The 19,775-nt window shown below is 71.0% G+C and carries 16 protein-coding genes, 1 tRNA gene, 1 pseudogene and 1 riboswitch; of the genes and pseudogenes, 5 read left to right on the top strand and 13 right to left on the bottom strand.

Annotation, left to right across the window (positions count from 1 at the left end; translation table 11 throughout):
• Positions 1–82: 82 nt before the first annotated feature.
• Positions 83–892, top strand: coding sequence for a hypothetical protein (locus tag ABZ937_RS30240; RefSeq protein WP_361696568.1), 810 nt, complete (start codon positions 83–85; stop codon positions 890–892).
• A 12-nt stretch (positions 893–904) separates the two neighbouring features.
• On the opposite strand, the gene ABZ937_RS30235 is transcribed toward ABZ937_RS30240, so the two are convergent.
• Complete coding sequence (locus ABZ937_RS30235; RefSeq protein WP_361696567.1) at positions 905–1,186, bottom strand: hypothetical protein; 282 nt, start codon at positions 1,184–1,186, stop codon at positions 905–907.
• Between the two features lie 129 nt (positions 1,187–1,315).
• On the opposite strand from ABZ937_RS30235, the gene ABZ937_RS30230 reads away from it, so the two are divergent.
• Positions 1,316–1,546 carry a DUF4287 domain-containing protein gene (locus ABZ937_RS30230; RefSeq protein ID WP_030653267.1) on the top strand — a complete coding sequence of 77 codons (231 nt, stop codon included), beginning with the start codon at positions 1,316–1,318 and terminating at the stop codon, positions 1,544–1,546.
• 56 nt (positions 1,547–1,602) lie between these two features.
• On the opposite strand, the gene ABZ937_RS30225 is transcribed toward ABZ937_RS30230, so the two are convergent.
• The 3 genes from ABZ937_RS30225 to ABZ937_RS30215 form a co-directional block, all read right to left on the bottom strand.
• Complete coding sequence (locus tag ABZ937_RS30225; RefSeq protein ID WP_361696495.1) at positions 1,603–2,463, bottom strand: Bax inhibitor-1/YccA family protein; 861 nt, start codon at positions 2,461–2,463, stop codon at positions 1,603–1,605.
• 148 nt (positions 2,464–2,611) lie between these two features.
• The gene (locus ABZ937_RS30220) at positions 2,612–3,787 is read right to left on the bottom strand and encodes a 4-hydroxybenzoate 3-monooxygenase (protein ID WP_361696494.1); all 1,176 of its coding nucleotides are present in this window, start codon (positions 3,785–3,787) and stop codon (positions 2,612–2,614) included.
• Between the two features lie 150 nt (positions 3,788–3,937).
• Positions 3,938–4,021, bottom strand: a tRNA-Leu gene (locus ABZ937_RS30215).
• Between the two features lie 406 nt (positions 4,022–4,427).
• On the opposite strand from ABZ937_RS30215, the gene ABZ937_RS30210 reads away from it, so the two are divergent.
• On the top strand, positions 4,428–5,198 hold the full coding sequence (locus ABZ937_RS30210; RefSeq protein ID WP_361696493.1) for an ABC transporter ATP-binding protein: 771 nt from the start codon (positions 4,428–4,430) through the stop codon (positions 5,196–5,198).
• Entirely contained in the window at positions 5,198–7,726 is a 2,529-nt protein-coding gene (locus ABZ937_RS30205) for an FtsX-like permease family protein (protein WP_361696492.1), read from the top strand. The genes ABZ937_RS30210 and ABZ937_RS30205 overlap by 1 nt, the downstream gene beginning before the upstream one ends.
• A 75-nt stretch (positions 7,727–7,801) precedes the next feature.
• Here ABZ937_RS30205 and ABZ937_RS30200 read toward each other — a convergent pair whose 3' ends face one another.
• The 8 genes and pseudogenes from ABZ937_RS30200 to ABZ937_RS30165 form a co-directional block, all read right to left on the bottom strand.
• Positions 7,802–9,094 (bottom strand): cyclopropane-fatty-acyl-phospholipid synthase family protein, encoded by a 1,293-nt coding sequence (locus tag ABZ937_RS30200; protein ID WP_361696491.1) that lies wholly within the window; start codon positions 9,092–9,094, stop codon positions 7,802–7,804.
• A gap of 195 nt (positions 9,095–9,289) precedes the next feature.
• A complete protein-coding gene (locus tag ABZ937_RS30195; protein ID WP_361696490.1) occupies positions 9,290–10,669 on the bottom strand; it encodes an NAD(P)/FAD-dependent oxidoreductase in 1,380 nt (459 codons plus the stop codon).
• Between the two features lie 445 nt (positions 10,670–11,114).
• Positions 11,115–12,071: a Ppx/GppA phosphatase family protein gene (locus tag ABZ937_RS30190; protein WP_361696566.1), complete on the bottom strand. Its 957-nt coding sequence runs from the start codon at positions 12,069–12,071 to the stop codon at positions 11,115–11,117.
• A gap of 150 nt (positions 12,072–12,221) precedes the next feature.
• Positions 12,222–12,671 (bottom strand): annotated as a pseudogene (locus tag ABZ937_RS30185) (DUF501 domain-containing protein); the annotation flags it as partial.
• 28 nt (positions 12,672–12,699) lie between these two features.
• Positions 12,700–13,176 carry a septum formation initiator family protein gene (locus ABZ937_RS30180; protein ID WP_361696489.1) on the bottom strand — a complete coding sequence of 159 codons (477 nt, stop codon included), beginning with the start codon at positions 13,174–13,176 and terminating at the stop codon, positions 12,700–12,702.
• Between the two features lie 105 nt (positions 13,177–13,281).
• On the bottom strand, positions 13,282–14,568 hold the full coding sequence (eno, locus tag ABZ937_RS30175; protein WP_225822594.1) for a phosphopyruvate hydratase: 1,287 nt from the start codon (positions 14,566–14,568) through the stop codon (positions 13,282–13,284).
• 310 nt (positions 14,569–14,878) lie between these two features.
• Complete coding sequence (locus ABZ937_RS30170; RefSeq protein ID WP_361696488.1) at positions 14,879–15,592, bottom strand: transglycosylase family protein; 714 nt, start codon at positions 15,590–15,592, stop codon at positions 14,879–14,881.
• Positions 15,593–15,596: 4 nt separating this feature from the next.
• Positions 15,597–15,772, bottom strand: a riboswitch (cyclic di-AMP (ydaO/yuaA leader).
• A gap of 182 nt (positions 15,773–15,954) precedes the next feature.
• Positions 15,955–17,037: a transglycosylase family protein gene (locus ABZ937_RS30165; protein ID WP_361696487.1), complete on the bottom strand. Its 1,083-nt coding sequence runs from the start codon at positions 17,035–17,037 to the stop codon at positions 15,955–15,957.
• A gap of 292 nt (positions 17,038–17,329) precedes the next feature.
• Between ABZ937_RS30165 and ABZ937_RS30160 the strand changes: the two genes are divergently transcribed.
• Positions 17,330–18,013: a DUF899 family protein gene (locus ABZ937_RS30160; protein WP_361696486.1), complete on the top strand. Its 684-nt coding sequence runs from the start codon at positions 17,330–17,332 to the stop codon at positions 18,011–18,013.
• Here ABZ937_RS30160 and ABZ937_RS30155 read toward each other — a convergent pair.
• Positions 18,007–19,314, bottom strand: coding sequence for a cytochrome P450 (locus ABZ937_RS30155; protein ID WP_361696485.1), 1,308 nt, complete (start codon positions 19,312–19,314; stop codon positions 18,007–18,009). The genes ABZ937_RS30160 and ABZ937_RS30155 overlap by 7 nt on opposite strands.
• Positions 19,315–19,775: the final 461 nt, after the last annotated feature.

The raw sequence follows: 19,775 nt of genomic DNA, 5'->3' as shown, positions 1-19,775 counted from the left end.
CTGACAGCTGGATAGTCCGCCCTTCAAGCTGATGTAGGAAGTCGGGGGTCGACTTTGAACCGGGAGTATGTCAGTGAGCGCCATGCCGATCGCCCTGCTGCTCACCACGGCTGCCACCGGCGCCGTGGGCGTCGCCGTCCTGCGCACCGTCCTGAAGCTGCGCCGCCAGCTCACCGAGCTGCAGCGCCGGCTGGCCGAGGACCAGGCGGCGGCGACGCGCGCCCTGCTGCCGCACGCCCGCACCACCGCGGACGCCGGGGAGATACGCGCGGCGGTGGCCGAGGCGCTCGCCGAGGAGCGGGAGCGCGAGCTGGCCGAGGCGCGCGCCTTCTGGGCGGCGCAGGAGGCCCGTGACGCCTCCGACGCGCCGCTGTTCGGGCTGCCGGAGGCCGACCTGTTCATGCCCCGGCAGGCGGACTTCGTGGGCCTGGAGCCGCTGGAGCCGGTGGCCGAGCCGGCCGTCGAGGCCGACGAGTTCTCCCCGAAGGACTTCGTCCAGGGAGGAGCCCCGGCGGAGTCCCCGGAGCTGGCCGCGGCCCGCCGCCGGCACCCCTCGCACCCCGACTTCGTGCCGGTGCAGTCGCCTGCCGTGAACGACCACGAGCGCACGGTCACCGCCCTGGAGCAGCTGGCCGCCGAGCGCGTCGAACTCTCCGATGTCCGCCCCGGCCCGCTGGGCACGCTCGACGTCTACGTCTTCGCCGACGGCACCACCCTGTGCATGACCCCGGGGCACCGCGAGACGGCGGAGCGCCTGGCGGCAGCCCTGGAGTCGGGCGAGACCCCGTACCTCCTGGGCGGCTCGGGCATCTCCGGCGCCTACACCCTGACGTTCGCGTGCGGCGAGGACATGGTCTACATCCTGGCGGACAGGGTCATCGCGTCCCTCTGACGGTGCTTCGCGTCAGACCCCCGCCCTCCCCCGCGCCTCCTCGACCACCCGCACCGCTTCGGCGACCTCGTCGTCGCTCTTCAGTACGAGGGCCAAGTCATGCGCGGCCACCAGGATCTGGTCGGCCGCCGCGAACATTCCCGCGTCCGGCATCTCCCGGGGTTCGGCCCCCGGCTCCTCGACAGCCTGGGCGCGCCGGGCCAACTCCCGGGCGAGCGCCAGCGCCTCCGCGGCAGCGCCCCGCTGGAGCCGGCTCTGCGGCGCCGCGCGCAACCTGTCGGCGAAATGATCCACTGCTTGGGTCAAGGGCGTCGTATCAACCACGCGCCGAGCGTAACGCGCCGCACTGTTGCCAATACGCGAACGCTCAGGCACGGTGACGTGAAGGACCGGCTTACATCCCCTTTGCGTTCGGAGGCGCCGATGTCCCACGTCTTCTCCGAGGAGACCCACCGCAATCTGCTCGCCCGCATCCCGCACTGCACCGGTCGTGAAGTCTCCGACTGGCTGCGCACCGTCGAAGAAGGCCCCGCACTGTTCCGCTTCGAGGAGAAGGTCAGCTGGCTTCGGCACGAGTACGACCTGGCGTACGGCCACGCCAAGGCGATCGTGCACGAGTACGACCTGAGGAGGGCGGCCCGCAAGCTGCTCTGAACGCCGAAGGGCCCCGGGCGGATTGCCCGGGGCCCTGTGCACGACCGGCGGACGCGCTAGTCGTTGCTGCTGAAGATCGCCACCAGCCGCAGCATCTCCACGTAGATCCACACCAGGGTCATGGTGAGGCCGAACGCGGCGAGCCAGGACTCGCTGCGCGGCGCGCCGTAGGCGATGCCGTCCTCGATCTGCTTGAAGTCGAGGGTCAGGAAGAACGCGCCGAGCACGATGGCGATGATGCCGACGAGCGCGCCGAGCGGGCCGAAGCTGCGCAGTCCGCCGTCGTCGGCGACGCCGAAGACGACGAGCAGCAGGTTGACCGCCATGACCACCAGGAAGGCCATCGCGATGGCGAGGCCGATGCGGGCGTAGCGGGCGGTGACGCGGATCCAGCCGGCCTTGTAGATCAGCAGGGTCGCGCCGGAGACCGCCATGGTGCCGAGCACCGCCTGGAAGGGGGCGCCGCTCCAGCGGCTGTTGTACATCTCGCTGAAGACGCCGAGGAAGACGCCCTCGAAGGCGGCGTACCCGAGAATCAGCGCGGGCGACGGGGTGCGCTTGAAGCTCTGGACCATCGCCAGGACGAACGCGATGAGCGCGGCGCCGACGGCCAGGCCGTAGCTGGTGCCCGAGACCGGCAGCAGCGCCCAGGCGAGGACGGCGCCGACGGCGACGGTGCCGAGCGTGATGGCCGAGCGGACGACGACGTCGTCCATGGTCATCCGGTCGGTGGTGGCCGGGGCCTGCGGCGGGGCGCCGTACTGGACGTCCGCCTGCGCGTACGGGTTCTGCGCGTACGGGTTCTGCGCGTAGGGGTTGCCCTGTGCGTACCCGGCCTGCGGTGCGGTGTTGAAGCCGGCGTAGCCGTTGTCGCGGCTGAACCCCCGTCGCGAGAAGACCGGGTTGCTGCTCCTCATTTCACTCCTCCATGGCTGCCGAGCGCAGCCTTGGCTCAAGAGTAATGGATTGGCAAAGGACCGACCATGATACCTGAGGAGGATCTTTCCCCTGCCGTGGTGCGCAACACGCTACGCGGGCGGCTGATTCCCGGCCATGGACACACGGCTAACCGAGCGGAAACCCTGTGTACGCCTCGGCCAGATCGGTCTCGGCCGCGCGGGAGGAGGCGATCCGCTCCAGCCGGGCCAGTTGGAGGCGGTCGTCGAAGGCGGTGGCGTCCGGGGCGCGGTGCAGCAGGGTCGTCATGTCGGAGGAGAACCGCTCGGCCTGCCAGATCCGGCGCAGGCAGGTCGCGGAGTAGGCGTCGAGGAGGTCGGGGGAGCCGGTCTCCCGCTCGTGGACGAGGGCCCGGGCGAGGGTGACGACGTCACCGACGGCGAGGTTCAGGCCCTTGGCGCCGGTCGGCGGCACGATGTGGGCGGCATCGCCGGCGAGGAGGAGCCGGCCGTGCCGCATCGGCTCGTGCACGAAGGAGCGCATGGGGGTGACCGACTTCTGGGTGACGGGCCCGCGCTCCAGCCGCCAGCCGTCGTCCGTCTCGAAGCGGCGCTCCAGCTCGTCCCAGATCTCCTCGTCGCTCCACCGCCCGGCCTCCGTGCCGGCGGGCACCTGGAGGTAGAGCCGGGAGACGGACGGGGACCTCATGGACAGCAGCGCGAAGCCGCGTTCGTGGCGGGCGTAGACGAGTTCGTCGTGCGAGGGCGCGACGTCGGCGAGGATGCCGAGCCAGGCGTAGGGGTACGACCGCTCGAACACCCGCGAGACCCCGGCCGGTACGGCCCCGCGGGCCACGCCCCGGAAGCCGTCGCAGCCGACGGCGTAGTCGCACTCCAGCACCCCCTCGCGCCCCTGGTGCCGGAAGGGGATCCGCACCCGGTCGCCGTCCGCCCCCTCCACCGCCAGCGCCTCGGCCTCGAACAGCAGCGGCCCGCCCTCCTTCAGCTGGAGCGCGATGAGGTCCTTGCAGACCTCCGTCTGGGCGTAGACGGTCACGGACCGCCCGCCGGTGAGCGCGGGGAAGTCCACACGGTGCCGGCGGCGGCCGAAGCGCAGCTCGATCCCGTCGTGCCGCAGCCCCTCCCGGTCCATCCGCTCCCCGGCCCCGGCGGCGCGCAGCACGTCGACGGTGCCCTGCTCCAGGATCCCGGCGCGCTGCCGGCGCTCGACATAGGCGCGGTCGCGACTCTCCAGGACGACGGACTCGACACCGGCGCGATGCAGCAGCCGCGCGAGGAGCAGCCCGGCCGGCCCCGCTCCGATGATCCCGACGGTGGTACGCATCGACCGTCTCCTTCTCCGCCACGCCTTCTCCGGCCTGGCGTTCGCCTGGTGAAGTTTCCTTCACCGTCCCATGGGCGTGAGTCTCCGGCCGCACGCGTCCCGCTGTCAACGGTCGCGCGGCGGTTCCAGGGTGAGTTCAGGCGCGGAAGGTGCCCGGAGCCGGACTTGAACCGGCACGCCCGCGAAGGGGCAGCGAGGTTTAAGCTCGCCGTGTCTGCATTCCACCATCCGGGCAGGCCATGGGCTCCGCATCGAGGTTCCGAGCCTATCGGGACCCATCCCCCGAACAGCGGAAGGGTGGACCGATGTTGTCTTATTTTATTGACGTCTGAGGGTGCATCAGCCTACGGAACGCGCCATCCGCACTTGCCAATAGCCTGACGTGACGGGTGTACGCGCGCACACGAAATGACGGAATTTCACCGTCCGAACGAGGGCGTTCCACCTGTTCTTGACAGACCGGCCGGGTGTCCTCCCTTTCTCGGGGTCGGCCGTCCTCCCCAGGTATGACACGGCGGCCTTCCGTCCGACCCGAGTCGCCCCCCGGAACGGGAGCAGCGACTGACTACACGCGCGCCTCGCGCCGAGACGATGGACCGGTCCCCAGGAACACACGTCGTCCCGACAGGAGCACCGTCCCGTGACCACCACACCCACCGCCGGCCGGACCACGGCCGTGGCCGCGCGCGCCACAGAGCTGTCGAAGATCTACGGGCAGGGTGAGACCCGGGTGGTCGCCCTGGACCGGGTCTCCGTCGACTTCCGGCAGGCCGAGTTCACCGCGATCATGGGGCCGTCCGGTTCCGGCAAGTCCACGCTGATGCACTGCGTGGCCGGTCTGGACACCTTCTCCTCGGGGTCCGTCAGGATCGGCGACACCGAGCTGGGGTCGCTGAAGGACAAGCAGCTCACCAAGTTGCGCCGGGACAAGATCGGCTTCATCTTCCAGGCGTTCAACCTGCTGCCGACGCTGACCGCCCTGGAGAACATCACCCTCCCGATGGACATCGCGGGCCGCAAGGCGGACAAGGGATGGCTGGATCAGGTCATCCAGATGGTCGGGCTGTCCGGGCGGCTCAGCCACCGGCCCTCCCAGCTGTCCGGCGGTCAGCAGCAGCGTGTCGCCGTCGCCCGGGCCCTCGCCTCCAAGCCGGAGATCATCTTCGGTGACGAGCCGACCGGAAACCTGGACTCCCGCTCCGGCGCCGAGGTGCTCGGCTTCCTGCGCAACTCGGTGCGCGAGCTGGGCCAGACCGTCGTCATGGTCACGCACGACCCGGTCGCGGCCGCCTACGCCGACCGCGTCGTCTTCCTGGCCGACGGGCGGATCGTCGACGAGATGTACGGCCCCACCGCCGACTCGGTCCTCGACCTGATGAAGCAGTTCGACGCGAAGGGCCGTACCAGCTGATGTTCCGCACCGCCCTGCGCAACGTTCTCGCGCACAAGGCCCGGCTCCTGATGACCGTGCTCGCCGTCATGCTCGGCGTCGCGTTCGTCTCCGGGACGCTGGTCTTCACCAACACCATCTCCGACGCCTACCAGAAGAGTTCCGCCAAGGGCTTCGACCGGGTCGACGTCGCCGTACGGCCCAAGTACCAGGACTCGAAGGGCGACAAGGTCGGCAGGACGCCCGAGCTGACCGAGGCCCTGCTCGACAAGGCCGCCAAGGTCCCCGGGGCGGCCTCCGCCACCGGGGTCGTCACCGGCTTCACCGCCGTCGCCGACAAGGACGGCAAGCTCGTCGGCGGCGACTGGCAGTCCGCCGGCGGCAACTACTGGGGCACCGAGGACCCCCGCTACCCGCTCGTCAGCGGCCACGCCCCGCGCGGCAAGGACGAGGTGCTGATCGACTCCGCGACCGCGAAGCGCGCCGGCTTCGAGGTCGGCGACACCGTGCGCCTCTCCGTCGACGGCCCGGTCCTCACCCCGACCGTCAGCGGCGTCTTCACCACCGACGACGGCAACGTGGCCGCGGGCGGCAGCCTCACGCTGTTCGACACGCCGACCGCGCAGGCCCTGTTCGGCAAGAAGGGCACGTACGACGAGATCGACGTGCGGGCCGCGGCCGGCACCAGCCAGTCGGCGCTCAAGTCCGCGCTGGACAAGGCCCTGCCCGCCGCGTCCGTGGAGACCACCACCGGCAAGCAGCTCGCCGACGACCAGGCGCAGATGATCTCCTCGTCGATGAGCGGCCTGAAGCAGGCCCTGCTGGTGTTCGCCGGCATCGCCCTGTTCGTCGGCACGTTCATCATCGCCAACACCTTCACCATGCTGGTCGCCCAGCGCACCCGGGAGCTGGCCCTGATGCGCGCGGTCGGCGCCTCCCGCCGCCAGGTCACCCGCTCGGTGCTCTTCGAGGCGTTCGCGGTCGGCGCGGTCGCCGGTGTGGCCGGTCTGGCCGCCGGCATCGGCATCGGCGCGGGCCTGCGCGGCCTGCTGGGCTCCTTCGGCGGGAGCGTGCCCGACGGGCCGCTGGTGATCAGTCCCGGCACCGTGGTGGCCGCCCTCGCGGTCGGCATCCTCATCACCATGCTGGCCGCCTGGCTGCCCGGCCGCCGGGCCGCGAAGATCCCGCCGGTGGCGGCGATGAGCAGCGTGCACGCCAAGGCGACCACCAAGTCGCTGGTGCTGCGCAACACGCTGGGCGCGCTGTTCTCGGCGGCCGGCGTCACGGCGGTCCTCGCGGCCACGACGATGGACACCGACTCCGGCCAGGGTGCGATGGGGATCGGCGCGGTTCTGCTGATCATCGGCGTGTTCATCCTGACCCCGCTGCTGTCCCGCCCGCTGATCGCCGCCGCGTCGCCGGTGCTGCGCGCCTTCGGGGTGTCGGGCAAGCTGGCCCGCCAGAACTCGGTGCGCAACCCGCGCCGTACCGCGGCCACCGCCTCCGCGCTGATGATCGGCCTGACCCTGATCACCGGCATGACGGTGATGGCGGGCAGCCTGCAGACGTCCATCGACAAGATGGCCAGCTCGGCGATCCGCGCCGACTACGTCGTCTCGATGGCCAACCGGGGCCCGCTCTCCCCCGATGTGGAGCGGAAGCTCGCCGGCGCCGACGGTGTCACCGCGAGCAGCCCGATGCGCAACGGGGAGTCCCGCATCGACGGCCGGACGGAGTACCTGACCGGCGTCAACGGCGCGGCCATCGGCAAGCTGACGGACCTGAAGGTGACCGACGGCTCCTTCTCCGTGGGCGGCACGCGGGTCGTCGTGGACGAGGACCGGGCCAAGGACTTCGGCTGGAAGGCCGGTTCGGAGTTCACCGCGCACTTCGAGGACGGCAAGGCCCGGCGGCTGACGGTCGCGGGGGTGTACGAGGGCAACGACATGCTCAACGGCATCATCCTCGACAACAAGGTCCTCACCCCGCACCTGGCCGATCCGGCCGACATGCAGGTCATGGTCAAGACCGCGGACGGCACCTCCGACGCGGCCAAGGACGGGCTGGAGAAGGTCCTCGGCGACAACCCGGCGATCAAGGTCCAGGACAAGCAGGACATCTCCGACGAGATCGCGAAGATGTTCACGCTGATGCTGAACATGCTCTACGGCCTGCTCGGCATGGCGGTGATCGTCGCGGTCCTCGGGGTCATCAACACCCTGGCCATGTCGGTCTTCGAGCGCTCCCAGGAGATCGGCATGCTCCGCGCGATCGGTCTGGACCGCAGGGCGGTCAAGCGGATGGTCCGTCTGGAGTCGCTGGTGATCTCCCTGTTCGGCGGGGTGCTCGGCATCGGCCTGGGCGTGTTCTTCGGCTGGGCGGCCGGTGAGCTGCTGGGCACGAAGATGCCGACGTACGAACTGGTGCTGCCGTGGGGCCGGATGACGGTCTTCCTGCTGCTGGCGGGCGTGGTCGGCGTCCTGGCCGCCCTGTGGCCGGCCCGCCGCGCGGCCCGGCTGAACATGCTGACGGCCATCAAGGCCGAGTAGCCGTAGCCGTACGGCACGCAGGAGGGGCCCCGCGGCTGCGGGGCCCCTCCTGTCGTACCGCCGTCCTACGGCCTGTCAGCCGTGCCAGGTGCGGGGCCGCGGCGGGAGCCCCGCGGCGCCGGACTCGGGGGTGCGGACCGCCAGGACCTGGTTGACGCCGATGCGGTTGCGTTCGAAGGCGAGCGCGGAGGCGGCCATGTACAGCAGCCAGACGCGGGCGCGGCCGGGGCTGGTGAGCCGGACCGCGCGGTCCCAGTCGGCCTCCAGGTTGACCACCCAGCGGCGCAGGGTGCGGGCGTAGTGCTCGCGGATCGACTCCACGTCCCGGACCTCGAAGCCGGCCCGCTCCAGCTGGGTGACGGTGGTGCCGATCGGAGCGAGTTCGCCGTCCGGGAAGACGTAGGCGTCGATGAACGCGTCGACCTCGTACGCCGACTCGTCGCACTGCGGGCGGCGGGCGATCTGGTGGTTGAGCAGCCGGCCGCCGGGCTTGAGCAGGGCGAACAGCTGGCGGGCGTACTCCAGGTACTGTTCGGCGCCGACGTGTTCGGCCATGCCGATGGAGGAGATCGCGTCGAAGGGGCCGTCCGTGACGTCCCGGTAGTCCTGGACCCTGATCTCCACCTTGTCGGTCAGTCCCTCGTCGGCGATGCGCTTGCGGGCGTACACCGCCTGCTCCTGCGACAGGGTGACGCCGACGACGCTCACGCCGTGCTCGCGGGCCGCGTGGATGGCCATGGAGCCCCAGCCGCAGCCGACGTCCAGGAGCCGCCGGCCCTCCCTCAGGCCCAGCTTGGCGCAGATCAGTTCGAGCTTGTCCCGCTGGGCGGACTCCAGGGTCCCGCCGTCCTCCCAGTAGGCGCAGGAGTACACCATGGAGGGGCCGAGGACGATCTCGTAGAAGTCGTTGCCGACGTCGTAGTGGTGGCTGATGGCCCGCTTGTCGGTGTGGCGGGTGTGCAGACGCCGGCGCGGTCTGCGGGCCTCCTCGCGCGGCGGGGCCGGCGGGAACGGCGGGCCGGCCAGTTTCAGCAGGTCGCGGACGGCGGCCCGGACGGCGGGGTCGCGCAGGGCCTGGAGGAGGGTGCGGTCGTCCTCCCCGCGCTCCCAGACGAGGCCCGCCATCACGTCGAGCGTGGTGTACAGGTCGCCCTCGACGTCCAGGTCGCCGGCGACCCAGGCGCGGGCGAGGCCCAGCTCGCCCGGTTTGAACAGCATGTGACGCAGGGCCCGTCGGTTGCGCACGACGAGCGCCGGCGCGTCCGGTGGCCCGGCCTGCGATCCGTCCCAGGCCTTCAGCCGTACCGGGAGCGGGGCTCCCAGCACCTGTTCGGCAACACTCCTCAGCCGCTGCGCGGCGTCGGCCATGGCGCACACCTCCAAGAGGACGATCCCGGATGCCGGTTACCACGTAAACACCGAGAGTGCCTCCGCGCAGTCCCGCAAAGGAGTTACGACTGGGCAAAACAGGTGTACGCACCATGGAGACGGCGGCCCGGGAACGCCGAAAGACCTCCCGCACCACGGATGGCGGGAGGTCTTTCGGTCAGCCGTGACCAGAGGTCAGGAGGCCTTGGCCTTCTCCTCGGTCTTCGCGGCGGCGACCGGCGCCGGCTTGGCCGCCTCGTAGAACTCCTCGCGCGGGTTCTCCATGGCGCCGAGGGAGACGACCTCGCGCTTGAGGAACATGCCGAGGGTCCAGTCGGCGAAGACGCGGATCTTGCGGTTCCAGGTCGGCATCGCCATGCCGTGGTAGCCGCGGTGCATGTACCAGGCGAGGCGGCCCTTGAGCTTGATCTTCATCTTGCCCATGACGATCATCGCCACGCCCTTGTGCAGGCCGAGACCGGCGACCGCACCCTTGTTGGCGTGCTCGTACTCCTTCTGCGGGAAGCCCCGCATACCGGAGATCACGTTGTCGCCGAGGACGCGGGCCTGGCGCAGCGCGTGCTGGGCGTTCGGCGGGCACCAGGCGTTCTCGTTGCCCGCCTTGCGGCCGACGAGGTCGGGGACCTGGGCGTTGTCACCGGCGGCCCAGATGTAGTCCGTGCCCTTGACCTGGAGCGTGGGCTCGCAGTCGACGTGGCCGCGCGGGCCGAGGGGCAGGCCGAAGCGGGCGAGGGCCGGGTTCGGCTTGACGCCGGCCGTCCACACGATGGTGTTGGAGTCGACCTCGAGGCCGTTCTTCAGCACCACGTGGCCGTCGACGCAGGAGTCCATCGAGGTGGAGAGGTAGATCTCCACGCCCCGGCTCTCCAGGTGCTCCTTGCCGTACTGGCCGAGCTTGGGGCCGACCTCGGGGAGGATCTTGTCGGCGGCGTCGACGAGGACGAAGCGCATGTCCTCGCGGGAGACGTTCTTGTAGTACTTGGCCGCGTCCCGGGCCATGTCCTCGACCTCGCCGATGGTCTCCGCGCCCGCGAAGCCACCGCCGATGAAGACGAAGGTGAGCGCCTTGCGGCGGATCTCCTCGTCGGTCGTGGAGTCGGCCTTGTCCAGCTGCTCCAGGACGTGGTTGCGCAGGCCGATGGACTCCTCGATGCCCTTCATGCCGATGCCCTGCTCGGCGAGGCCGGGGATCGGGAAGGTGCGGGAGACCGCGCCCATCGCGATGACGAGGTAGTCGAAGGGCAGCTCGTACGCCTCGCCCACCAGCGGGGCGATCGTGGCGACCTTGCGGTCCTGGTCGATGGTGGTGACCCGACCGGTGAGGACCTCCGCCTTCGGCAGCACGCGTCGCAGCGGGACGACGACGTGGCGAGGGGAGATGCTGCCGGCGGCGGCTTCGGGGAGGAAGGGCTGGTAGGTCATGTACGACCGGGGGTCGACGACCGTGACGGTCGCCTCGCCGTAGCGCATCTTCTTGAGGATGCGCCGAGCTGCGTACAGGCCTACGTACCCACCGCCTACTACGAGGATCCTGGGACGCTCCGTGGTGCTCATGCCATCGAGTATCCACCCGCCATCCGGGGGTCGCTCGTGCGCCCCTTCACAAGCTCCGACAGGGCCTGTGTTAAACTCCGCGGCCCGCGTGACACAGGTCATGCGGGCCGGGGGGAACCGCGGGGCGGTTCGCCCCGTTGTCAATGCCGCGTGAGCTGCCTCTCCGGGTCGCCGGGGTGACCGTGAGGGTGTGGCGACACCCTCGGAACAACCCCTTCCGGGCCCCTTCCGCGCCCTCCATCTGAACATGTTCAAACGGCTCTTGACGCCCCGCAAGGGCCAATGGGCCCCCTTCCGGGGCCCGACGGGAGGGAATTCCTTGTGAAGAACTTCACGAAGTTTTCCGCACCGACATGACCGAGGGCCCCTCAAGGGGGCCCCGGGCGCCGCTCAAACGGTATCCAACCTGCTCAGCAGATGGCTACCAGTGAGTAACAAAAGAGAGCTACGCCACCGACCACGCGATGCCGTCGAGGATGTCGTGCTCGCTGACGACGACCTCCTCGGCGCCGGTCCGCTCCATGACGGCCAGCAGGACCAGGGCGCCCGCGCCGATGACGTCGACCCGGCCCGGGTGCATGGACCCGATCGCGGCGCGCTCGGCGTGCGTGGAGCGCAGCAGCCACTCGGTGATCTCCCGCACCCGGTCCCGGGAGATCCGGGAGTGGTGGATGCGCGCGGAGTCGTACTCGGGCAGTTCCTGGGCGATCGCGGACACGGTGGTGACGGACCCGGCCAGGCCCACCAGGGTGCGCGCCTCGCGCAGCGGGACGCTCTCCTCGGCGAGGTCCAGGGCGGCCTCGATGTCCGCCCTCATGGCGGCGATCTGCTCCTCGGTGGGCGGGTCGGTCACCTTGCCGTCGCGCAGCAGGTGCCGCTCGGTCATCCGCACACAGCCGACGTCCACCGAGCGTGCGGCGCGCACATGGTCGTCGCCGACGACGAACTCGGTGGAGCCGCCGCCGATGTCCACCACCAGGTAGGGCTTGGCGAGGTCCTCGCGGCCCTTGAGCTCCTTGGTGGCGCCGGTGAAGGAGAACTCGGCCTCCTGGTCGCCGGTGATGACCTCGGGCTCGACACCGAGGATGCCGAGGACGCCCCGCACGAAGTCGTCGCGGTTCTCGGCGTCGCGGGAGGCGGAGGTGGCGACGAACCGCACCTTCGTAGCGCCCAGTTCGCGGATGACGTCCGCGTACTCGCGGCAGGCCGCGAAGGTCCGCTCCAGCGCCTCGGGGGCCAGCCGGCCGGTGCGGTCCACGTCCTGGCCGAGCCGCACGATCGTCATGCGCCGGTCCAGCTCCAGCAGCTCACCGGTGGCCGGGTTGACGTCGGCGACGAGCAGCCGGATGGAGTTCGTACCGCAGTCGACGGCGGCGACCCGGGTGAACCCCTCGGCGGCCAGGGGCCGGTAGGCGCCGCTGCGGGCCTCCGCGGGGTCCGCGACCACGCCGTCCTCGCCCGGATGCTCGTCCGCCGGGTCGGGTGCGGCGAGCGGCTGCACGCACGGGCCCTTGCGCCACCACTCCGGCAGCATCGCGATGGCCTCGTCGCCGAGCGGGTTCACCCCCGGGCCCGCGACCAGCGAGTGGGCCACCAGCACGTGCAGGCACTTCACCCGGTCGGGCATGCCGCCCGCGCTCGGGAAGCCCGCCAGGACCTCGATGGCGTCACGGCGCGCGATGTAGTCCTCGTGCGCGGCCCGGTAGGCGGCGGCGAGTTCCGGGTCGGTCCCCAGCCGCTCCGTCATCTCCTTCATGACGCCGTTCGCCTCCAGCGTGCCGATCGCCGAGGCGGCGCGCGGGCACGTCAGGTAGTACGTCGTCGGGAAGGGCGTGCCGTCCGGCAGTCGTGGAGCCGTCTCCACGACGTCCGGCTGCCCGCACGGGCACCGGTGCGCGATCGCCCTCAGCCCGCGCGGCGGACGCCCGAGCTGCTGCTTGAAGGCCTCGACGTCCGCGTCGGTCGGCTCGGTACGCGGAGTGGGCGGCGGAGGCGTTTCCATGACTGTCTTCAGCTGTCTTTCTGTCGGTTCACTGGTCGGAGGCGTCGGACTTGTCGACACCGTCCCAGACGTTCGCGTACCAGGGCCGCTGGGCGGCCCCGAGGTCGGCGCGGGACTGCTTGGCCGCGCCCGGGTCGATGACCACGTACCCGGTCTCACCGGGCATCACATAGTGCAGCCGGCGCCGGATCTGCTGTTCGGCGTAGGCGTCGTCCTGCCAGCGCGCCTTCAGGTCGCGCAGCTGTTCGACGCGTCGGCGGGCCTCCTCCTGCTTCCGCTGGAGGTCGGCGATCTCCGCGCGCTGGGAGACGTACTGCCGCATCGGGTAGGCGAGGGCGACGACCAGCGAGCACAGCACCAGCGCGAGCAGCGCGGCGCGGCCGGTGAGCCGGGAGCGGCGGGCCTGACGCTTGGTCTGGGAGCGGTAGACGCGTGCCGCGGTCTGCTCGCCGAGCAGCCTGAGCCTGGTCGCGGTGGAGAACCGGTCCCGGTCCCTCACGGCCATCTTCCCGCCTCCCGTCTCACACGTGCGTACGTCCCCGCACACGGTACGGGACCGAGTACGGGGACGTACGTACGACGCTTCCTACTGGTGTCAGCCGTGCGGCTGTCAGCCCTTGAAGCGGGGGAAGGCGCTGCGGCCGGCGTACACCGCGGCGTCGTCGAGGATCTCCTCGATGCGCAGCAGCTGGTTGTACTTGGCGACGCGCTCGGAGCGGGCCGGGGCGCCGGTCTTGATCTGGCCGCAGTTGGTGGCGACGGCCAGGTCGGCGATGGTGACGTCCTCGGTCTCGCCGGAGCGGTGCGACATCATGCACTTGAAGCCGCTGCGCTGGGCCAGCTCGACGGCGTCCAGCGTCTCGGTCAGCGAGCCGATCTGGTTCACCTTCACGAGCAGGGCGTTGGCGGTGCCCTCCTCGATGCCGCGGGCCAGGCGCTCCGGGTTGGTGACGAACAGGTCGTCGCCGACCAGCTGGACCTTGTCGCCGAGGCGGTCGGTGATGACCTTCCAGCCGGCCCAGTCGTCCTCGAACAGCGGGTCCTCGATGGAGACGAGCGGGTAGGCCGCGACGAGCTCCTCGTAGTACTCCGTCATCTCGGCGGCGGAGCGCTCCTTGCCCTCGAAGAGGTACTTGCCGTCCTTGTAGAACTCGGAGGCGGCGACGTCGAGCGCGAGGGCGATCTGCTGGCCGGGGGCGTAGCCGGCCTCCTTGATGGCCTCCAGGATGAGGTCGAGGGCCTCACGGTTGGAGCCGAGGTTCGGGGCGAAGCCGCCCTCGTCGCCGAGGCCGGTGGACAGGCCCTTGCTCTTCAGGACCTTCTTCAGGGTGTGGTAGACCTCGGTGCCCCAGCGCAGGGCCTCGGAGAAGGACTCCGCGCCGATCGGGGCGATCATGAACTCCTGGATGTCCACGTTGGAGTCGGCGTGCGAGCCGCCGTTCAGGATGTTCATCATCGGCACCGGCAGCAGGTGCGCGTTCGGGCCGCCCAGGTAGCGGAAGAGGGGGAGGTCGCTGGCCTCGGAGGCGGCGTGGGCGACGGCGAGCGAGACGCCGAGGATGGCGTTGGCGCCGAGGGAGCCCTTGTTGTCGGTGGCGTCCAGGTCGAACATGGCCTGGTCGATCAGGCGCTGCTCGGTGGCGTCGTAGCCGACCAGCTCCGGGCCGATCTGCTCGATGACGGCGAGGACGGCCTTCTCGACGCCCTTGCCCTGGTAGCGGTTCGGGTCACCGTCGCGCAGCTCGATGGCCTCGAAGGCGCCGGTCGAGGCGCCGGACGGAACGGCGGCACGACCCGTGCTGCCGTCGTCGAGGCCGACCTCGACCTCGACCGTGGGGTTGCCTCGGGAGTCCAGGATTTCCCGGGCTACGACGACGTCGATGGACGGCACGAGCATCTCCTTCTTGGATGTGACGCTGGAAGTGCGGGGCGTTGTGCCTTACGGCTGTGCCTTGCGACTAGAGCCTAACCGTCCCAGGGGCGTCGGCCACCGACCGACCGCCCCGTGGACAAGCCGACGGTACCTTTTGTTTCTGCCCGAAACAAAGGGGGCCGGGAAGCTCGGGCACAAAAAAGCCCCGCCCCGGTGCGTACGGGGGAACACGCACCGGGGCGGGGGCCCGTGGGGACGGGGGTGGCCCGCACGGGGGCCTTGAGTGGGGCCCGCGGAGATGTGCGGGCCCTGTACTCCGGCTGGGAACCGGATGTCACTTCAGGTGCAGCTGCTGACCCGGGTAGATGAGGTCGGCGTCCTCGACGATGTCCTTGTTCAGCTCGAACAGCTTCTGCCAGCCGCCCTTGACCTTGTGCTTCTCGGCGATGGTGCTGAGGGTGTCACCCTCGGCGACCTTGTACTCGCCGTCGCCCTTCTTGACCTTCTTGCCGGTCGGGGTGGTGACGGTCTGGCTCTTGCTCGCGCTCGCGGCCGGGCGCTCGGCGGAGCGGGAGGCGGCCTGCTCGTCGGCGGAGCGGGTGGTGGTGCTGCCCGAGGTCGAGGTGGTGGTGCCGCCGGAGGTCGAGGGGGTGCTCGGGGCGGAGCCGCCGTAGGGGGTGCTGGACAGGCCCGTGCCGCAGACCGGCCAGGCGCCCTTGCCCTGGGCGGCGAGGACCTTCTCGGCGACGGCTATCTGCTGCGCCTTGCTCGCCTGGTTGGCCTGCGGGGCGTAGGCGGTGCCGCCGTACGCGGCCCAGGTGGAGGCGGAGAACTGCAGACCGCCGTAGTAGCCGTTGCCGGTGTTGATGGACCAGTTGCCGCCGGACTCGCACTGGGCGACCTTGTCCCACTCGGAGGCGGTGGCGGCGGAGGCGTTGCCGGCCGCCATCAGCGGGGCGGCGACGGCGGCGCCGGTGACACCGGCCAGCGCGACGGCGCGGACGGCCTTGGACGGACGACGGTGCTTGCCCTTGCCGGAAAACAGCATGGATCGATCCCCTCACCGACGCCTGCGAGGTGAGCTGTCGGGTTCGGGCCGGTTGAGTTGCCCGGCCACACCTCTCGCTGTGCGCGAGGCGCGGCTTCACCCCAAGCCGGTTCCAGCTTCAACTGCTGGGCCCGGCACTTACCTTGGGTCCCCCGCTCCTGCCTACGGCGCTTGACGCGTCGACTGTTCCCGGGCAACCGCTGGCAGGATTCGGCGTTGCGGTGCCGGGGCTCGCGGTGACGAGCGGCCTTGACCGTAGACACGCGATCGACGGAATTTCAAAGACGATCAGGGCTTCTGAGACTCATCCCACACTTTCGCCAAACCGGACATTAGGGCGGTAAGTGGGGCGCCAACTACCCCTAGTCGCCGTCCGTTTCGCCCCCGACTTCCAGGGTCTGACCGGCACTGATGCGGTTCGGGTCGGCCCCGATGGCCTTCTTGTTCCCGGCGTACAGCGCGTGCCACCCGCCGTCGACGTCAAGGGAGTCGGCGATGGAGGCGAGGGAGTCGCCCTCGCGGACGGTGTAGGTGCCCGGGTCACGGGAGGCGTGGCGGCCGGACGGCGCGTCGCTCTGACCGTTCGTCACGCCTTCTTCCGCGCTCGCGCCCCGATGGCGTCCGCCCCCGGCGAGCGCGCCGGTGTCCACCAGGCTCCAAGAACCGGCGGCCTGCTGGGGGTTGTCCGCGACCCCGGTGTCCGGCGTGACCGTGGGAGTGCCGCCGGCGCCCTGCGAGCTTCCGGTGTCCGGCGAGGAGGACTTGTCGGACTTGGGAGCGTTGGTCCCGGTCGAGCCGGCGGAACCGGTGCCCTTGTCGGCAGCCTTGCCCTTGCCCGGCTTCCCGTGCGACGTGCCGTCCGCGGGCGAGGAGGAGTCGTCGGCCGAGCCCGAGTTGCCGTCCGAGTCCGCATCCTTGGAGGGAGACGAATCCGGCAGACCGGACGAGTCGGAGGTGTCGGAGTTGTCGGAACTCCCGGAATTCCCGGAAGTGTCATCCGATCCGGACGAGTCGCCCGGCCCCTTGTCGTCGGAGCCGCCGACGCCCGTGTCGACGTCCGCCGAGCCCGAGTCCGAGGTCAGACCGGACAGCAGGGCGCAGGTGGCCCAGGGGGTGGTGCCCTTGTCGGCGAGGATCTTCTCGGCGACGGCGATCTGCTGCTGGCGGCTGGCCTGGTCGGCGCTGGTCGCGTACTGGCCGCCGCCGTACGTGTCCCAGTCGTCCTGCGAGATCTGCAGGCCGCCGTAGTAGCCGTTGCCGGGGTCCGCGCTCCAGGAGCCGCCGCTCTCGCACTCGGCCACCTTGTCCCATGTGGTGCCGTCCGCCGCGTTGGCGCTCGCCGCGCCGAGGAGCGGGATGGCGATGGCGGAGCCGGTCACTCCAGCCGCGACGAGGAGGGCCGGAGCCTGGCGGGGGCGACGGTGTCGACCGTTCCCGGAGAGCATGCAGAAGCCTTTCGAGCGACAGCAGGACCGGCGCGGCGAACGAGGCCGGTCGCCGCGCTGATGGGTGAACGTATCGGCAGACGATCACTTGTCACAAGTTCATGCCGCGCAGATCACGTGAAGATCACAGAGTTGAAGGTTTGTCATCTCCTCCCGCGTGGCACCGGATCCTCCCCTCCTGCCCGCTTTGTCACCCGTCGGGCACGGCGGCGCCTCACGCCCGGCGCACGGTGCGGCCGCGACCATGGACCGGACATGACCGCCCGGGGGGCTTCCCGTCCAGGAGGACACGATGGCGCGGCACACCCGGCTGCCCGGTGAGTCCGCGGACTACCTCGCCGCACGCGAGGAACTCCGCGACGCCGAGATCGAACTCATGCGCCACCGCGAGAAGGTCGCGGCCCTGCGCAGGGCGCTTCCACCCGGGCCCGACGTCGACGACTACGTCTTCCTCGAAGGCCCCGCCGACCTCGACGCGGGCGACATGCCCGTCCGCGAGGTCAGGTTGAGCGAGCTGTTCACCGGCCCCGGCCGGCCCTTGATCGTCTACCACTTCATGTACGGCAAGCGGCAGACCGACCCCTGTCCGATGTGCACCCTGTGGATCGACGGCTTCAACGGCGTCGCCCACCACGTCGCCCAGAACGCCGACCTCGTCGTCGTCGCGGCCGCCGACCTTCCCACCCTGCGGCAGCACGCCCGCGATCGCGGCTGGTCCCGGCTGCGGCTGCTGAGCGCCGGGGACAGCACCTTCAAGTACGACCTGGGAAGCGAGGACGAGGACGGTGCGCAGGACTCCACCGTCTCCGTCTTCACCCGGGACGCGGACGGTACGGTCCGCCACTTCTACTCCGCCCACCCCCGCATGGCCGAGGACATCGACCAGCGCGGCATCGACCTCCTCAATCCCGTCTGGCACCTCCTCGACCTGACGCCGGGCGGCCGGGGCGACTGGTTCGCGGGCCTGGACTACTGACCGCCGGCGCCCGCCCGGAGGGGCGTGAACTCCACCGGCAGGGTGCGCAGGCCCCGCATGATGAGTCCGCCACGCCACCTCAGGTCGGCCGGATCGGCGGCGAGCCGCAGGTCGGGCAGGCGGGTGAGCAGGGTGGCGAGCGCGGTCTGGCCCTCCAGCCGGGCGAGCGGCGCGCCGAGGCAGTAGTGGATGCCGTGGCCGTACCCGAGGTGCTGGTTGTCGCGGCGGGCCAGGTCCAGCACGTCCGGGTCGGCGAACCGCTCCGGGTCCCGGTCGGCCGCGGCGAGTACGACGAGCACCGGATCGCCGGGCGCGATGTCCTGCCCGCCGAGGGTGAGCGGCTCGGTGGCGAACCGCCAGGTGGCCAGCTCCACCGGGCCGTCGTAGCGCAGGAGTTCCTCCACCCCGGTCTCCAGCAGGTCCCGTTCCCCGCGCGCCAGGGACTCCTGCAGCCGGCGGCGCTGCTCGGGGTGGGTGAGCAGGGCGTAGGTGCCGTTGCCGATGAGGTTGACGGTCGTCTCGAAGCCGGCGAAGAGGAGGATGAAGGCCATGGCGGCGGCCTCGTTCTCGGTGAGGTGCTCGCCGTGGTCGGAGGCGCGGATGAGGCCGGAGATCAGGTCCTCGCCCGGGGTCGGCTCGGCGGGCAGCGCCTCCCGCTTGCGGTGGATCAGCTCGGCGAGATAGCCGCGCATCTTCTTCACGGACCGGGCGACCCCGCCCCTCGGTCCTCCCCCGTGCCGGATCATCATGCCCGCCCAGTCCCGGAAGTCGTCCTGGTCCTCGCGCGGGACGCCGAGCAGGTCGCAGATGGCGTAGATGGGCAGCGGGAAGGCGAACTCGTGGATGAGGTCGGCCGAACCGGTCTGCGCGAACCGGTCGATGAGGTGGTCGGTCAGCTCCTGCACACGGGGGGCGAACTCGGCGACCCGGCGCGGCGTGAACGCCTTGCTGACGAGCCTCCTGAGCCGGGTGTGGTCCGGCGGGTCGATGTTCAGCAGATGCGTCATCAGCTCGGCCTTGCGCTCGCCCGGGATGCCCGTCTTGCCCTTGGCGTGCGCGGGCTCGTCGTGATGCGCCGGGTTCTTGCTCAGCCGCTGGTCCGCCAGTGCCTGCCGGGCATCGGCGTACCGGGTGACCAGCCACGCCTCCACCCCACTCGGCAACCGCGTCCGCCGCACCGGCGCGTACTCACGCAACCAGGCGTAGGCGGGGTAGGGATCAGCGGCGAACTCCCAGGTGAAGAGGTCCGGGGGCGCTGGGTGGGGGTGGGCAGCGTGGTCGGGGTGGAACTGGTCGGTCACTCCTCGACCGTATCCGGCTCGCCGTGGGGCGTCCGGCCGGGTGGGGGGAGCGGGCCGTTCCGCGCGGCGGGGCCGAGGCATCCCGGGCAGGCGGGCGGGCGGCGGTGCCGGGCGATCACTCCGAGACGGTGTCCGGCTCTCCGTCGGACCGCCGGCCGGGGGTGGGGAGCGGCCGTTCCACGGGGCGGGGCTGAGGCATCCCGGGCAGGCGGGCGAAAGGCGGTGCCGGGCGGTTACTCCGTGACCGTGTCCGGCTCGCCGTCGGACCGCCGGCCAGGCACGGGGAACGGGCCGCTCCACGCGGCGGGGCCGAGGCAACCCGGGCAGACGGGCGGGCGGCGGCGCCGGGCGATCACTCCGAGACGGTGTCCGGCTCGCCGTCGGACCGCCGGCCAGGCACGGGGAACGGGCCGCTCCACGCGGCGGGGCCGAGGCAACCCGGGCAGACGGGCGGGCGGCGG

Origin of the sequence: Streptomyces sp. NPDC046727 (assembly GCF_040645635.1) — a bacterium.
Classification (GTDB): domain Bacteria; phylum Actinomycetota; class Actinomycetes; order Streptomycetales; family Streptomycetaceae; genus Streptomyces.
Note: the sequence above shows the minus strand (reverse complement) of the source record. Positions and strands in the feature narration are given on the sequence as shown.

Excerpts from the sequence above, each read along its gene's own strand:
- ABZ937_RS30240 (WP_361696568.1), top strand. The coding sequence starts at position 83 with ATGCCGATCGCCCTGCTGCTCACCACGGCTGCCACCGGCGCCGTGGGC.
- ABZ937_RS30230 (WP_030653267.1), top strand. The coding sequence starts at position 1,316 with ATGTCCCACGTCTTCTCCGAGGAGACCCACCGCAATCTGCTCGCCCGC.
- ABZ937_RS30225 (WP_361696495.1), bottom strand. The coding sequence starts at position 2,463 with ATGAGGAGCAGCAACCCGGTCTTCTCGCGACGGGGGTTCAGCCGCGAC.
- ABZ937_RS30220 (WP_361696494.1), bottom strand. The coding sequence starts at position 3,787 with ATGCGTACCACCGTCGGGATCATCGGAGCGGGGCCGGCCGGGCTGCTC.
- ABZ937_RS30205 (WP_361696492.1), top strand. The coding sequence starts at position 5,198 with ATGTTCCGCACCGCCCTGCGCAACGTTCTCGCGCACAAGGCCCGGCTC.
- ABZ937_RS30200 (WP_361696491.1), bottom strand. The coding sequence starts at position 9,094 with ATGGCCGACGCCGCGCAGCGGCTGAGGAGTGTTGCCGAACAGGTGCTG.
- ABZ937_RS30195 (WP_361696490.1), bottom strand. The coding sequence starts at position 10,669 with ATGAGCACCACGGAGCGTCCCAGGATCCTCGTAGTAGGCGGTGGGTAC.
- ABZ937_RS30180 (WP_361696489.1), bottom strand. The coding sequence starts at position 13,176 with ATGGCCGTGAGGGACCGGGACCGGTTCTCCACCGCGACCAGGCTCAGG.
- eno (WP_225822594.1), bottom strand. The coding sequence starts at position 14,568 with ATGCTCGTGCCGTCCATCGACGTCGTCGTAGCCCGGGAAATCCTGGAC.
- ABZ937_RS30170 (WP_361696488.1), bottom strand. The coding sequence starts at position 15,592 with ATGCTGTTTTCCGGCAAGGGCAAGCACCGTCGTCCGTCCAAGGCCGTC.
- ABZ937_RS30165 (WP_361696487.1), bottom strand. The coding sequence starts at position 17,037 with ATGCTCTCCGGGAACGGTCGACACCGTCGCCCCCGCCAGGCTCCGGCC.
- ABZ937_RS30160 (WP_361696486.1), top strand. The coding sequence starts at position 17,330 with ATGGCGCGGCACACCCGGCTGCCCGGTGAGTCCGCGGACTACCTCGCC.